The following is a 16,004-nucleotide window of genomic DNA, read 5'->3' as shown; positions in this document are numbered from 1 at the left end:
TCTGTTTATCCTTCATAATTTCACAATGTGCTTATTATCAGCAAATATAAAACAGGCAAAATATAATATTTTTATATATTTAAAATCTAAATCATCCCATCTTAACATCCCATGTGTCTTATTAACCATTTTTTAAGCGTTAGTTTATTAAAAAGGATATCAGGCATTTTCTGTTTTCTGTTATTATGTTTATCTGTTTCCGCTCAAACAAAACCCACGTTATTATTTAAACACCTTACACTGGAAGATGGCCTAAGCGATCCTATCATACAGGCGTTACATGTTGATCACGATGGTTTTTTATGGATGGGCACCGAAAATGGGCTGAACCGTTTTGATGGTAAAACCTGCATTGCCTACAAAAATAAAAATAACGCTAAGGCTTTCCCCGGCAATTACATTACCAACATTATAGAAGATAGACATGGCGATTTAATCATCGGCTCGCAGAGCAATTTGGTAAAATACAACAGGAAGCAGGATAATTTCACACTTTATAATTTCAGAAAAGGTGTTAAACTGAGCGACAATTATTACACCTTTCCTTTTTATATAGACAAGCAAGAGGATCTTTGGGTTTATCTGGCGGGTAATGTTTATAAATACAGTAATAGAGATAGTACGACCAAATACATCACCACCTATTCTAACGGCTATATTTTTACACCAGTTCCATTTTACAATAAGCTCGATTGGTTTATCAGCAGAGGGGTAAAAGGCATATACATCTATCAAACAGACGATGTAAAGGAACAGCACGTTCAGGAGTTTTTTATGAATAACAACAATATGGCGCTTAACAGTCATATTGCCGATGTTTATGTGGCATCAGATAGCCTGCTTTGGTTAGCCAGCGATAAGGGATTGATTAAATTAGACATCAAAACCAAACAGCACGAGTGTTTTAACGTTTATAAAACCAATAAAAACATTGCTGCAACAGCGATAGCCAAATATCCAAATAAACCCTGGCTCCTGGTTGGCACAAGAAACAACGGCCTGTTGTTATTCGATTTAGTTACCAAAAAATTTATTGCCGATTATACCCACCAGTCTGATGATCCATTTAGTTTACTGGGCAATTACATCAAAAAAATTTACATTGATCAGAAACAGAACCTGTTTTTAAGTATTAATGGCTACGGTCTGGATTATACCAACCTAAATAAGGTTATCTTCTCACGTTATGTAGATAAGGCCGACATTGTTTCTCCTAATTTTGAAAATGATATCAGCATTATTTTAAAACCAAAAAAGGGAGGACTTTGGTGCGGAACAAAAACTTCTGGTTTATTAATCTATAACCAGGATTTAACCAAACCATTAAAACATGAATTTTTAAAACTCGGCATTTCTCAACTTGTAGAATTAAATAACGGCAATATTTTAACAGGGCTTTCTAATGGTCTTTTCTTTATTTACGATGTTAAGAAGGAAAGTTTCAATCAGTTAAAAACAGGCTTTTCTGAAAAAATGAACGGAAAAGTGCAGATTAACCAGATTTTAAAAATTGGAGAGAATTTATTCGCAGCTACGGAATATGGTATAGCCAAGGTTATTCTTAAACCAAATAACATTTTATATTTTGAAATGGACAGGGCCATTAACCACGCAATATCATGGCCAAATATCCAAACCATAGTTCCTGTTGCGCCAGATAAGGTTATTATCCAATCTTATTATACCTCTATATATCTTGCAGATTTAAAAGACGGAAAATTTATTTTCAACAAAGAAATTGCAAGATCGCCTTATGGCATAAATGGAAATATAAGCATTGGCAAAACAATATATCTGGCAACTACTTCCGGGCTTTTAACATTCAATTCAAATGTCATTGGGAAAGTTAATTTAATTGATGCCAACTGCAGCAGTGTATTGACTGATGGAAACGAAAATCTTTGGGTGGGTACCAACAACGGCTTATACTTCTATAACACTAAGAACAATAATCAAACGCGTTATACCATTGGCGACGGGTTGCAGAGCATGGTTTTTAATCCTAACGCTGCTGTATTGTTAAACAATAAACTATTGGCATTTGGAGGCATTAATGGAATTAACCTGATAGACCCCACAAAATCGAATATTTACACCAGCAATTCGAAACCTCAGATTACTGAAATTCTGATCAACGATCAAATCCATCAGGGCAGCGGCAATCCGATTACCACTACGAATCTAAAACTCCACCATGATGAAAATACGATAACAATTGCTTTTAGTACAATGGATTTTATTGATCCTATGCAAAGAAAAATTGCATATCAGATGATCGGTTACGATAACAAAAAAGTGATTGTTTTTGGCAGCAACAGCATCCGTTTCCCCAACATGCCATCAGGTAATTTTAAACTGGTACTAACCGATGTTTACAGTAACGAAAAAACGGTTTTATCAATCTTTATCAGTGCTCCGTTTTGGCAAAAAGGCTGGTTCATCGTCTTAAGTATATTCGTTTTGATCATCATTTCGTTAGTAGCACTTTTTATTTACCTCAGGTGGGTAAAACATTTACAGGTACAGCAGTTGCGGCAGATGATCAACTTTCAAAAGGCCGACCGGAAAAGAATTGCTGATGATTTACATGATGAACTGGGTTTAAAACTTTCCACCCTAAAACATTATCTCCTGGCTGGCGATATTAATAAAATGATAGACGGTGGGGAACTGCGCAAATTATCGACAGAATATATCGATTCATCTGTAAATGTATTGAGGAATACACTGATCAATTTAAGCCCTCAAACCCTTGATGAAAACGGGTTGGTAGTTGCCATGGAAGACCTTGTAGACAGCATTAACAAAATGGGAATCATCAACATCCATTTTGATCACTCAGGGTTTACCGTTGCACTTAAAAGTACACCAGAGTATGCCATTTACCGGATTTGCCAGGAATTGATTAACAATACCATTAAACATGCAGCCGCAAAAAATATTTATATCGTCATCATTAACCGCCACGAAAGGCTGATTTTACTTTATGAGGACGACGGTAAGGGATACGACTATAATACAGTAAAAAGAGGATATGGCTTATTTAATATCGAGGCACTTATTAAAGCCATAAGGGCTGAATTAGATATCGATTCGGAAGCAGGGAAAGGTGTTGCAGTTACCATCTCGATTAACCTGAAAAGGATTTTAAAACCAAAAGTTAATGATTAAGATATTAATTGCAGATGATCATAATGTGCTGATTAACGGACTGAAACTTATTTTGGCGGTTAGAAGCGATTTTAAGGTAATTGCTGTCGCCAACAATGGTGCTGAGGTAATTGACTTTATTAAAAATGAACGCCCGGATGTAATTTTACTGGACATTAATATGCCGGTTTTAAATGGTTATCAAACCCTGGGAATTTTAAAGTCGGATTATCCAGATATTAAGGTGATTATACTTTCGATGCTTAACGATAAAAGAAATGTACTGAACATGCTCGAAGCAGGTGCAAAAGGGTACTTATTTAAAGATACCGACGATAAACACCTTTTTAAAGCTATTGATTGTGTTTACAATGGTGAATATTATGTATCTGAAAGCCTCCAAAATATCCTCGAAGAATTTTTATTAAGCAATAAATACCAGGATAAAAAGAACAAACACCTCCTCTCCTCCCGCGAACTGGAAATTGTGAGCCTTATCATTGAGGGTAATACCAACGCAGAAATTGCTGATCTGCTTTTTTTAAGCACCAGAACGGTAGATACCCATCGTAAAAACATCTTTTATAAACTTAATTTAAATAATACCGCTTCACTTGTTAAATATGCCTTGGAAAACAAGGCATTCCTCGGCTTGCAATAACTTTTGTTCATTGGTGTTCATTTAAAAAATACCGTAAAAAGCGTATTGAAATAACAGATTGCTTTCTGTCAATTTGTAATGGTCATCCATTAATGCTCATTCCTTAAATATCCCGGAAGATGAATATTGTGGTTGAAAATATAGAATGCTAATTCTATAAACCATAACTAAACAAACTTCCTGCGCTCTATGAAAAAGGTATTTTTACTTTCTTTAATTTTTTTTCTGTGCCTGTTTAAATCTTATGGTCAGTCTACCCTTACCCGTAGCGTAGTGGCCAGTACTGGCGGGAGTGCACAAGTTGGAGCTACTTTAGTGCAGTTTACTGTTGGCGAAGTAGCAACCTTAACGCTGCAGAGTGCTGGCATTATGCTTACACAGGGTTTCCAGCAGCCAGAAATTATAGCCTCCAACTTTGTGCCTAACGCCGTTGGCAACATGCGGGTATATCCTAATCCTGCTGTTGGAAAAACAAAAGTAGACTTCGATTTATTAACTGATGGCAAGGTGGTAATCAACCTGGTTAATAATGCAGGCCAAATTGTGCATTCGAGTTCGGTTACCAGCTTAGCAGGCAAAATCGAATATGTAATACCACTAAATGGACTGGCCTCTGGCGTGTATCACGTGGTGCTCTACGTTAATTACCGGACATTTTCTGAAAAGCTCATCATACAATAAACCTAACTGCTAACTATCTAAAATACGTCAATGAAAACGCTTATCAAAACTGCATACGTTGTACTGATTTTGCTTTGCTCGGTCAATTACGCAAAGGCACAGCTTCAAAATCAATACAGTACGGTAACCACTGGTGCGGCCTTTTTATTAATCAGTCCTGATGCACGTAACTCAGGTGTTGGAGAGGCAGGAACAGGTTTAACCAGTGATGCAAATTCTAATTTTATTAACGGTGCAAAACTTTCTTTCGCAAATAAAACAGGCATAAGTGTTTCCTATGTGCCGTGGATGAGGGAAATTGATAAAAGCCTGCACCTCGGCAATTTAAATGCCTACCATCAGTTAAACGATAAAGAAGTAATTGGTGTTTCTTTAAGGTATTTCGATCAGGGTAGCATTAATTTCCGCGATGAAAACGGCGGACTTTTACAACAGTACAATGCCAGCGAATTTGCTATTGATGGCACCTACTCCCGAAAATTTGGAAATAATTTTGCCATTGCCCTAACCGGCCGTTTTATCAGAAGTGATTTGGGTAACGGAACATTTAACGGTTTACAGGTAAATCCTGTTAATGCCTATTCAGCCGACATCAGCGTATATTCTGAAAAAACATTAAATAATTCACGCTATGCCTGGGGCGTGAGTTTAACCAATGTGGGCACCAAATTAAAATATTCTTCGGCCTCTGCAGGCGAATCGTTTCTACCTATGAATTTACGCATTGGCGGAGGATATACTTTGTTAAAAAACCAATCGAACAGCCTTACCTTTCTTGTAGATGTAAACAAATTGATGATCCCTTCGCCACCAAGGTATAAACTTGATGCAAATGGAATAGCAACAAATGAAATTGAAAAAGGCAAAGATCCGACCAGAAGTGTTCCAAGTGCCTTATTCACTTCTCTTTTTGATGCCCCAGGTGGTTTTAGTGAGGAAATATCAGAATTTACCATTGCCGGCGGGATAGAGTTTGCCTATATGAACCAGTTTTTTCTCCGCACCGGATATTTTTACGAAGACCCTGAAAAAGGCAACAGACAGCATGTTTCAGCTGGCCTAGGCTTAAAAGTAAAAGCTTTCCAGTTCGACATGAGTTATATCGCTCCGACAGCAAGGCGTTATGTGCTTAAAAATGGAATCAAATTTACCTTAAGCTATGCCATTGATTAAATATTAAACCCTACTAAACAACCTATAAAGATGAAAAAATTATTTTTCCTGTTGATGCTGATCGTTATTGGTATCGCAAATGCAAAGGCTCAGAAATCAACCATCAATACTTTGTTCCCTAATAAAGAGACCGAAATTGCGGCTCAAAAGCAGAAGGAAGAAGTTGCAAAAAAAGATGTTGCTACACCTACCAAACAAAGGCTGTTTCAAAACTATACCCAGGGGACACAAAGATCTTCTTTTTCTGCAGCCAAAAGAAATGTGGTAAGCAATGCCAAAATGGTTTCCGAATCAGAAATCAAAGTTGATAAAACCGAACCAAAAGCAGAGGTTAAACAACCGCCTATGCAACAGGAAAGCACTACAAAACAGTAAAATATACATCTAATACCTCTTTACTTAAATTATTCAACATGAAAAAGTTTACGCTCATAGTTGCGGTTACCCTGCTCTTTTTTGGAAAAGTATTTGCCCAAAGCGGATTAACAGGGATCAACTATCAGGCAGTTGCCCGCAATAACGATGGAACTGTACTTGCCAAACAAAATGTAAAGGTGAGGATTTCAATACTTGGAGCAAGTGCGAATGGCACTGTACAATATCAGGAAACCCACGATCTTACTACCAATACTTTAGGGCTTTTTACCTTACAGATTGGTAAAGGAAGCCCATCTACAGGAACATTAACAGGCGTGCCCTGGCAAAATGCAAACCAGTATTTAAAAGTAGAACTTGCTATTGGTGGTGGTGCTTTTACCGATTTGGGGGCAACACAATTAATGAGTGTACCTTTTGCCTTATATGCAGCTTCAGGTAATCCAGGCCCTGCAGGTGCTACAGGTCCTGCCGGACCAACCGGAGCAGCCGGTCCAACTGGTGCAACTGGAGCCACAGGTCCTGTTGGCCCTGCTGGCGCTCAAGGTCCAATCGGACTTACAGGTGCTGCTGGTCCAATAGGTCCACAAGGATTAGTTGGCCCTGTAGGTGCAACTGGTCCTGCCGGTGCAATTGGCGCTACAGGTCCAACAGGAGCAACTGGGGCAATCGGCCCGGTAGGTCCTGCCGGTGCACAAGGCTCTGTGGGGCCGGTTGGTGCAACAGGAGCGATAGGTCCTGTAGGCCCTGCTGGTGTTCAGGGAACTCAAGGCCCGGTAGGTGCAACCGGTCCTGCCGGGCCAATAGGTCCAGCTGGACCTGCGGGCGCATTAACCGGAGCCGCAGGCGGCGATTTGAGTGGAAACTATCCTAATCCGGTGGTAAAAGGCCTTCAGAATGTTGCTATTGCAGCTACAGCGCCAACTAACGGACAGGTTTTAAAATATAACGGAACAACCTGGGCACCTGGAACGGATGCTGGCGGTTCGTTAACACTTCCATTCGTGGCTACAGAGAACTCGGCACCTACCTTATTTTCAATCACAAACGACGGCGACGGAACATCAGTTGAAGGAATCAACAACACCACTTCATCCAGTATTACTGCCGTAAGGGGAATTGTAAATTCAACTGCTCCCGGAGGTTTTTCTTCGGGTGTACGTGGTATCAACAATGGTACCGGCGGTTTGGGCATTGGCGTTTGGGGCAGTCAGAACGGAAGCGGCTGGGGAGTGTATGGTGTAACACCAAATGGTTTGGGTGTTTATGGAAATTCGAGTGCTGCAGGAACAGGTGTATATGCCAATAGCAATACAGGAACAGGTTTAACGGCAACATCAACCAATGGAATCCCTGCCAGTATTTCTATTTTTAACAATGCAAATGCAAATAATGTGTTGAATGTGAATACACTAGGAAATGGAATAGTAATCAACGCTTCAACAACAGGAAATGGTATCGGGGTAAGAAGCTCAACTGGTAGCGGTTTGGCCATAAACGGGATTGCAAGCGCACAAACTTCAGCTGGTGTTCTGGGTCAGAATACAGGCGGAGGAGAAGCCGTTGTTGGTTTAACCACCAGCGATATTGCCGGTGCGGTAGTTGGCCGCAACGATGGCGGAGGATTTGGTGTGCGTGGTTTTATCGCCAGCAATACTACCGGTACTGGTGTGGCTGTTCAGGGCGAGGTTGGAAATAGCGGAAGTAAAGGCAGGGCTGGTAGATTCATCAATACCAATGCAACAAACACAGATGTAAATATATTAGAGGTTACATCAAATAGTAATGGAAATATACCTGATAATACGCTTGGAAATGCAGCTTCATTTAAAATTGATAATACCAATAGCGTGGGTGCCGCCGTTCGCGGAGAGGTTAATACTATTTTCGGCAACTTTGGTGCATCGGGTATTTTTGGTGTATCATCCGGAACCGGAGGTAGGGCAGGCTTATTTTATGCCTCTAATCCTGCAGGTAACGGTGCGGCACTTATTGCCTTAACGGATGGTAATGGTAATGCCATTACGGCAAATGCAGGTAAAAATGGTAATGCTGTTGAAGCTAACGTTGATGGCACAGGAGATGCGGTGTATGGTTGGGTTCCATCATTTAGTACCGGTCGTGCTGCTCATTTTGAAAACTTTAATACAGCAAACAATACTGATGCTTTAACCGTAAAAACTGTTGGTAATGGTACAGCAGGCAACTTTAAAGTGGATAATACCCAAGGAACCTCCGCCGCTGTTAAAGGAGAAGTAAACTCCATCTTTGCCAATTTCGGAACTGCCGGGGTCTATGGATTGTCATCAGGTACGGGTGGTTTTGGTGGATTGTTCTATTCATCAAATGCAGCCGGAAACGGACCCGCACTTATTGCACTTACCGAAGGTAACGGAAACGGAATTACTGCAAATGCAGGTAAAAATGGCAATGGTATTGAATCTTCTAATGATGGGACAGGAAGTGCGGTATATGGCTGGACACCAAACTTCGGAACTGGAAGAGCCGGCCGTTTTGCAAATTTCAATACTGCCAATGGACAGCCAACCTTAAATGTATCCAATGCAGGTACCGGATCGGCATTATTGATCAACCACACTGGTGCCTCGGGAAATATCTTTATCGGTCAGAGCGCTGGCACAAATGTGGCCAGAATCAATAAAGCTGGAAAAGGCTTTTTTAACGATGGCACCCAGAACGGTGGAGCCGACATAGCCGAGGCATTTGATGTAAACGGAGAAACGAAAGATTTTGAACCGGGAGATATCCTTATTATTTCTACTGACAGAGACAGAGCGGTAGAAAAATCAAACGGTGCTTATTCTAATCTGGTAGCAGGGGTTTATGCCACCAAACCAGGGGTTTTGTTAACCGAAGAGAATATAGATTCAGAACTTGTTGGTAAAGTGCCAATGGGTGTAATTGGGGTAATCCCGACCAAAGTTTGTTTAGAAGGTGGCGCGATTAAAAGAGGCGATATGCTGGTAACTTCATCACAAAATGGCGTGGCCATGAAAGCAGATTTAAATAAGGTTAAAGTAGGCCAGGTTTTAGGTAAAGCCCTGCAGGATTTTAACCAGCAAACTGTTGGAAAAATCCAGGTACTGGTCAGTATTAAATAACGTTCTATACTTTTTTAAGGAAAAAGGCTCCTGATGTAAAATTAGGAGCCTTTTATGTTTTTAAAGGAACCTTCATCAATCCGATTTCTTTTTCAATTGGGTTTCGCTATCTTTATAGAAAGCGATTATCATGAAAATTTCACTCTCACTCCTTCTCTTATTATTCTTGCCTTCAATTTTATTTGCTCAAAAACTTAATTATAGCCCTTCGTTAAAAAATGCACTACAAATGGCACGTTATCAAAAAAAGGGTGTTTTAGTAATCATAAATTTAGAAAACACAAATACGGAAAAGCTAAATCCTCTTTTTATTGATCAGGAAATTGTAAATAAAGTAAATATGCATTTTGTTACCTATGAAACAAATTACAGTGATACTACTTTAAAAGCAATAAATGAATATTATAATATCCAGAACTGCCCAACTTATCTTTTTTTACATAGTAATATGGAGTTGTTTTACAGAAGCTTAGAATTTGATGCACCCAAAGAACGATTTTTAGATATATTGAAAGATGCGGAAGAAGCTTCGCAACAAATAACCATTAAGAAAGCAAAAGAAGATTATCTAAAAGATACTGCAGATGTAACTAAGTTAAAACAGTTAATAGATGTACTTAAAAAGCAAGGCGTAACAAATAATGCCTATTATATTGAACAATATGTTAAAAAACTGAATCCGGAATCTTTTAATGATTATCGAACAGTATTATACATACTTGAAGCAGGCCCAACTATTAATAGACCGGCATACATAAAAGCTTTTACAAACCGTGCCATTATAGATAGCATTTTTAAAAAGGAATCATCACAAAAAAGAGGTTTTATCTTAAATGTTATTGCCAATAATACAATGACCAATGCTATAAAAACAATTTGTTTGGCTGATGCTCAAAACACGGCTATTTTTTATAAAAACCAATGGCAAAACGATCATTATAATGGACAAAAAATTTATAACGAAAAAATGCTCTTTTACTATAATGCGATTAAAGACACAGTTAATTATTTTGAAATAGCAGCCAATCACTATGATAAATATTACATGACCGTTAAAATTGATAGCATTAAAAAGTTAAAATTATTAGAACAAACAGATAGTACATTACGCTTTAAGCCAGGCTGGAAAGCCAAATCATTTTCAAATGGGTTAAATGAGGTAGCATGGAATTTTTATATTTCAGGCACTAAGAACCCTAAACAATTGTCAAAGGCTGTAAAATGGAGCGAAAGATCTATTAAATTAGACCCAAGCCCAAATAATTTTGATACTCTAGCTCATTTATTTTATTCTTTGCAGAATTTCAAAAAAGCCATTAAAGCGCAGGAAGCTGCAATAAACATGGCCGAAATTAATGGTCTGCCCACCAAGCTCTTTGCAGAAAGCTTAGCGAAGATGAAATCAAAAACACTTTAGTAAAGAAAGAGGATTTCAAAGATCTCTCCGCTGCGGTCGGATGACGACTTGACTCATCTTTTTAAATCTGCGCCTTTTTTCCACGGGATCTGCGGGAAACACCCTTTTACATAAACTATAATGAGTTTTTCCCCCAGATTTAAAAAGATAGAAACGCAGATCAAACAGATGTTGCTGCCTTTATTTTTTAGTCAGATAGCCGTTGGTCCGTCATTTCGATCCGATAGCTATCGGATGATGCTCTCCGATTTTTCATCGGTAGCAGAATGGAGAAATCTTTGAATTATATTCAATTCAAAGATCTCTACTTTGCGATCGACATAACGCCCCTCTGAGCATTAAAACAACCCCAGTTGCCCCTTATCATCCATATCTATGTCGTCTGGATTGGTAATTTCTAAATCAATCTTTTTTGCAGGTTTTTCTTCCGCTTTAGCATCTTCCTTTTTAACTTGCTCAGGCTGTAGTTTTGGTTTTTCAACTGGCTTTTCTTCAACAGCAGGCTTTTCTGTTACATCAGGTTTTTCAGCTTTAATAACAGGTTCTTCCTTGCGTTCGAATTTTGGCTTTGGCTTTTCGGCTGCAGGTTTTTCGGTTACCTCCGTAGCGGTTTCGGTTTCTGTTGTTGTTTCTTCTTCAGCCCCATTGTCTTCGTTAACCAGCCCATCTTCCTCTCCTTCTTCAGCAACAGTTTCTTCAACCTCTTCTTCTTCGATTTCAGGTTCTTCCAATACCACTTTTTGGATATCGTGTGGAGATAAGCGATTTCCGTTAGCCTTTAAACCTTTAACATCGATCAGTTCTGACAGGATTAAATCCAATGTTTCCGGAATCTGTGTTTTTCCCTTCAACACATCAACAATAACCTTTGCGCCAGGATTCGAAGTGAGGTACAATAGTTTCGATTTTTGCTCTTCGCTAATAATAATGGTTTTTCTGCCGTTAGCCTGTAACTCGAACACAAACCGTTTGATGAAATAGTTCTGTGCCTTGCCATCAAAATGTACTGCGGCAAAAACCTTTTCAGGGTCAAACTTCTCGATCACAATCAGGCCATCATCAAAGTGGTTGCTCAGTTCGAAAGAACTTAACTCATAATAACCATCTTTGTGTACTTGTAAAATGCGGTCGTCGCCATCAAATTCACCCAGGTATTTTCCACGTCCATCAACATTTAAGCGTTTCAGCAGGTCATCGTACCAGATTTTCAGTCCCGATAAGGTAGAAACCCCTTTACTTTTCAAAATGATCTTTTTAACAGGATATTTCGAAATGATATTCCCCTGCGAGCCACGTCCTTTAATGGCTACTTCTGCAAAATCCTGGTCGAACTGCAATTTACGCAGTTTAGAGTGTGGTTTTAGTGCAACGTTTACAATTTCGGCTTCACCATTCGGGTTGGCAGTAAAATATAAAACTTTCGATCCTTTCGAGCCCTTGGTTAAATCGTATTCCTTATCGCGGGTTACCCCAACTACAGCGAATCTTTTAATGTATGATGTACCACTTGCGCCATCTTTATAAACCATGTTGTAAATGGTTCGCTCATCATTTTTCTTAAATACCTGTGCGTGAATGATATTTTTACCCACAAAGGTTTTATCGGCCACTTTAGTAATGATGCATTTTCCATCCTCACGGAAAACAATTACCTCATCAATATCCGAGCAATCGGCAACATGTATGTCTTTCTTTAGTCCTGATCCTGTTCCAATAAAACCATCTTCCATGTTCATGTAGAGTTTCACATTGGCAAGCGCTACTTTCGAAGCCTCTACCCGATCAAACAAACGGATTTCGGTTTTACGTTCCCTGCCTTTTCCGTATTTATCTTTCAGCTTCTGGTACCAGGCAATGGCATAATCCGTAAGGTGTTTTAAATGGTTTTTAACCACTTTAATTTCATCTTCCAGGTTTTTCATCTGCTCATCCGCCTTTTTCACATCAAAACGGGTGATGCTACTCATCGGTTTGTCGATCAGCTTTTTGAAATCCTCAGGCAAAATTTCGCGGTAAAGAGAAGGTTTAAAAGGATCGAATAAAATATGTAATACTTCTACAACCTTTTCAAAATTGGTCGAGTTTTCATATTCAGGATTTTTGTACATCCCCTCCTGAATAAATATCTTTAACAATGAACTAAAGAAAATCTTTTCCTGTAGTTCATGCAGGCGTATTTCGAGTTCTTTTTTGAGTAAACTTTTGGTGTGTTTCGTATTTTCGATCAGGATATCGTTCACACTTAAAAAGTGTGGTTTATCTCCCTGGATAATACAGGTATTTGGCGAGATCGATACTTCGCAGGCCGTAAATGCATAAAGCGCATCAATGGTTACATCGGGCGAGATACCTGGTGCCAGGTGCACCACAATTTCTACATGGGCCGCGGTATTATCCTCAATCTTTTTGATCTTGATCTTGCCTTTATCATTGGCTGATAAAATACTATCAATCACCGAACCCGTTGTGGTACTGAACGGAACTTCGGTAATAACCAAAGTCTTTTTATCCTTCTCCGTAATTTTTGCACGTACGCGAATTTTACCGCCACGCTGTCCTTCATTGTAATTCGAGAAATCAGCCATACCACCCGTAAAAAAATCGGGTAATATGTTTGGACGAACGCCCTGTAACGCTTCTATCGAGGCATCCAGCAGTTCGATAAAGTTGTGTGGCATTACCTTGGTAGCCAAACCTACAGCAATCCCTTCTGCACCTTGTGCCAGCAGCAGCGGGAATTTAACCGGCAAAGTAATCGGTTCGTTGTTACGCCCATCGTAACTGAGCTGCCATTCCGTAGTATCTGGATTAAAAACTACCTCATTGGCAAATTTCGATAAACGGGCCTCGATATAACGCGGTGCCGCAGCGCTATCGCCTGTAACCGGATCACCCCAGTTACCCTGCATATCAATCAATAAATCCTTTTGTCCAATCTGCACCATCGCGTCACCAATAGAGGCATCGCCATGCGGGTGATACTTCATTGTATTACCGATTACGTTGGCCGCTTTGTTAAAACGTCCGTCATCCATCTCCTTAAGCGAGTGCATAATGCGGCGTTGAACAGGTTTTAAACCATCGTGTATGTGTGGAACAGCCCTATCGAGAATTACATAAGACGCATAATCGAGAAACCAGTTTTCGTATAAACCGTTAATGGGGGTTATGGTATGTTTGTGCTCTTCGTTTACGTTTTGATCTAATTCTTCACTCATTTATTTACAAAAATTGGCAGCCGTAAATATAATAAAAATGATTGCACAGAATGAAGAGAGGTTATTCACATTTCAAGATGGGAAATTTGTTTTTCGATCCTGTCAATTGGTGTCTCACCTGCCAAAATCTAAATTTATTTGTATTGATTTGGAAAGCAGCGTTGCGTAAGTTTTATTAAGTGTTACTTCCGGCTTTCCGATACGATCTTTTTTGTCTCCCAGCCATGCCCAAAATCACAAAAAAGGATCTCCCCTGCAATCCGGTTTAGAAAAATAGTTTTGTGCTACTATTTAAGGTTGCAGGGTGCATAGAACCACCTCCAATATCCTTAGCTTAAGGAGAAAACAAAAAATATTGTCATCCTGAGCCTGTCGAAGGATAAACGCTTTTTGTTTTCGACAATTAAAGGGTCTTCGACAGGCTCAGACTAAGTTACTAATGAGGTAATTAAAGAACTTATTCCTCGCCCAACAACACCCCCGAAACATTCCAGGCGCTAGAGCTGCCTCCTTCCGGTTTACCCATCGGGATAGTTACTTTTATGGTATGCGAACCAGCTTTTAAATCACCCAGGCTAATCCAGTTCGGGTTGGTAACCGTACCCGGACACCAGTTAGAACGGCTTAAATCCGATGAAGAAAGTCCACTTTCGAAATTGCCCGAAGCCGGGTTCGATAAACGGTACGATCCACAATCCTGTCGCCATGGTGTAAAAGCAAAGGCTTCCTTTTCATCAAGCCAGATCGTATTTTTCTTCGGTACAAACTCATCGCCATTTCCCCAGCCGCCATGCCCTGTGGTGATGTAACGCAGTTTCGCATCCTTTAAATCTTTTGTTAAAGTAAAAGAAACTTCCAGTCCTTTATCACTGCTGAACATCGTTGCATATTCCTGTCCGGCCATTTCCATTACATTGGTTGAGTTGAATAAAGGTAAAATCACTTCTTTAGCTTCTTTTGATCTTCCACCGTTATGCAGGGTAATGTTTAATGAAACTTTATGCCCGCCTTTATCGTAGTTGCCAATAAAAACAGCTACCCAGGCTTCTTTTCCATTTACCAGCGGAAATAATTCCGAAACATCCTGACGGTAATAAACTTTCTCCGCCCAGTTTTTATCCTTTAATTTTAAAGTATTGTACTTACCCACACCAAAAGGGGTAAAAAACCGCATCAATTCGATTACGGGATTATAATTTGCTGTAGCTACAACGCCCTGGTATTGCTTCCCATTTCCATTATCGTAAACCGGCAGCGCTTTAACCGAGTTTTTAAGCGCATCCATTAAGCTAACGGTTTTATCTGTTGGGATGATAAACACCGAACCCGTCCTGTCATATGCATCACCGTTTGATTGTTCGGTTAAATCGACAAATACATCAGGATTGGCCAACACAGGGAATTTAACTTTTCTGGCGATTACCGTTCCACCAGCAAAACGAAAAATAGAATCGTTTGATTGTGGTTTATCTATAAAATTAATCGTTTCGTTATCAAAAACCTTTAAGGTGGTAAACCTGCTTTTCCAAAGCAAATCTTTATAAGTTAATCCATCTGTTAGTTTAGCCACTATCTTTTTCAGATCAATTGGCTGTGTATTCTTAACTTCTTCAATTTTTGTAGCTGTAACAAAACTATTCCCATTACGCACCTGCTCCAAAACCAGTCCGAGGCTTTGGCCTAAACTCGTTGGCGCAGCTTTTATACCTGCATCGGTAGTGTACCATAAATCGATCCGGTTAGAGTTAACCACGGTTGTTGCCCTTTTGCAGGTATAGCCTAAAATTACTTTGGTTTCGGTACCAAACTCAAAAACCTGCTTACCAATTGCGGCGCTATCAGCAGTGGCAATCTGGTTATTTATACCTAAATCGGCCACCTGAAATAAAATTTGTTCAGGTTTAGTTACGATACTTTGCTCGAAAGGATATTTCGCTTTACGATCTAAAATATTGGTATTGCTGATTAAATTCTGCTTAGTTGAAGTGATTGTTATGGCTGGATTTCGATCTTCCTTTGGTTTTCCATCAGCCGAACGGGAATAAGTTATTTTATAAACTGCATTACTTTTGAGTACGCCCTGCGCCTGCAGGTTAAAAGAAATAAAAACAGAGAAAACGAGGATGTAGAGATGTTTCATTGTGGTTAAAAAACCAAATATAGATAAAGTATCCGTCATTGCGAGCAGGCTTTTTCAGCCGACGAAG

The 16,004-nt window shown here is 39.5% G+C and carries 9 protein-coding genes; 7 read left to right on the top strand and 2 right to left on the bottom strand.

Translation table 11 applies throughout. The features are described from left to right. The first annotated feature begins 111 nt into the window (after positions 1–111). The 7 genes from U859_RS0124760 to U859_RS0124720 all read left to right on the top strand — a co-directional run bounded on the left by U859_RS0124760 (position 112) and on the right by U859_RS0124720 (position 10,579). Positions 112–3,171: a sensor histidine kinase gene (locus tag U859_RS0124760; RefSeq protein ID WP_025145946.1), complete on the top strand. Its 3,060-nt coding sequence runs from the start codon at positions 112–114 to the stop codon at positions 3,169–3,171. Beyond that, positions 3,164–3,811: a response regulator gene (locus U859_RS0124755; RefSeq protein ID WP_025145945.1), complete on the top strand. Its 648-nt coding sequence runs from the start codon at positions 3,164–3,166 to the stop codon at positions 3,809–3,811. Before U859_RS0124760 ends, U859_RS0124755 begins: the two co-directional genes overlap by 8 nt. A 189-nt stretch (positions 3,812–4,000) precedes the next feature. Beyond that, positions 4,001–4,492, top strand: coding sequence for a T9SS type A sorting domain-containing protein (locus U859_RS0124750; RefSeq protein WP_025145944.1), 492 nt, complete (start codon positions 4,001–4,003; stop codon positions 4,490–4,492). Between the two features lie 30 nt (positions 4,493–4,522). Beyond that, positions 4,523–5,665 (top strand): type IX secretion system outer membrane channel protein PorV, encoded by a 1,143-nt coding sequence (gene porV / locus U859_RS0124745; protein ID WP_025145943.1) that lies wholly within the window; start codon positions 4,523–4,525, stop codon positions 5,663–5,665. A 30-nt stretch (positions 5,666–5,695) separates the two neighbouring features. Then, positions 5,696–6,040: a hypothetical protein gene (locus U859_RS0124740; protein ID WP_025145942.1), complete on the top strand. Its 345-nt coding sequence runs from the start codon at positions 5,696–5,698 to the stop codon at positions 6,038–6,040. 38 nt (positions 6,041–6,078) lie between these two features. Continuing rightward, entirely contained in the window at positions 6,079–9,162 is a 3,084-nt protein-coding gene (locus U859_RS30640) for a collagen-like protein (RefSeq protein WP_025145941.1), read from the top strand. A 130-nt stretch (positions 9,163–9,292) separates the two neighbouring features. After that, positions 9,293–10,579, top strand: coding sequence for a hypothetical protein (locus tag U859_RS0124720; RefSeq protein ID WP_025145940.1), 1,287 nt, complete (start codon positions 9,293–9,295; stop codon positions 10,577–10,579). Between the two features lie 338 nt (positions 10,580–10,917). Here U859_RS0124720 and U859_RS0124715 read toward each other — a convergent pair whose 3' ends face one another. Continuing rightward, positions 10,918–13,797 carry a DNA gyrase/topoisomerase IV subunit A gene (locus U859_RS0124715; RefSeq protein WP_025145939.1) on the bottom strand — a complete coding sequence of 960 codons (2,880 nt, stop codon included), beginning with the start codon at positions 13,795–13,797 and terminating at the stop codon, positions 10,918–10,920. Between the two features lie 457 nt (positions 13,798–14,254). Further along, positions 14,255–15,937: a PNGase F N-terminal domain-containing protein gene (locus tag U859_RS0124710; RefSeq protein ID WP_025145938.1), complete on the bottom strand. Its 1,683-nt coding sequence runs from the start codon at positions 15,935–15,937 to the stop codon at positions 14,255–14,257. Between the last annotated feature and the right edge of the window lie 67 nt (positions 15,938–16,004).

This window comes from Pedobacter jeongneungensis (genome assembly GCF_000633455.1).
Classification (GTDB): Bacteria; Bacteroidota; Bacteroidia; order Sphingobacteriales; family Sphingobacteriaceae; genus Pedobacter; species Pedobacter jeongneungensis_A.
The sequence above is the reverse complement of the archived record's forward strand: the minus strand, read 5'-3'. Positions and strand labels throughout refer to the sequence as shown.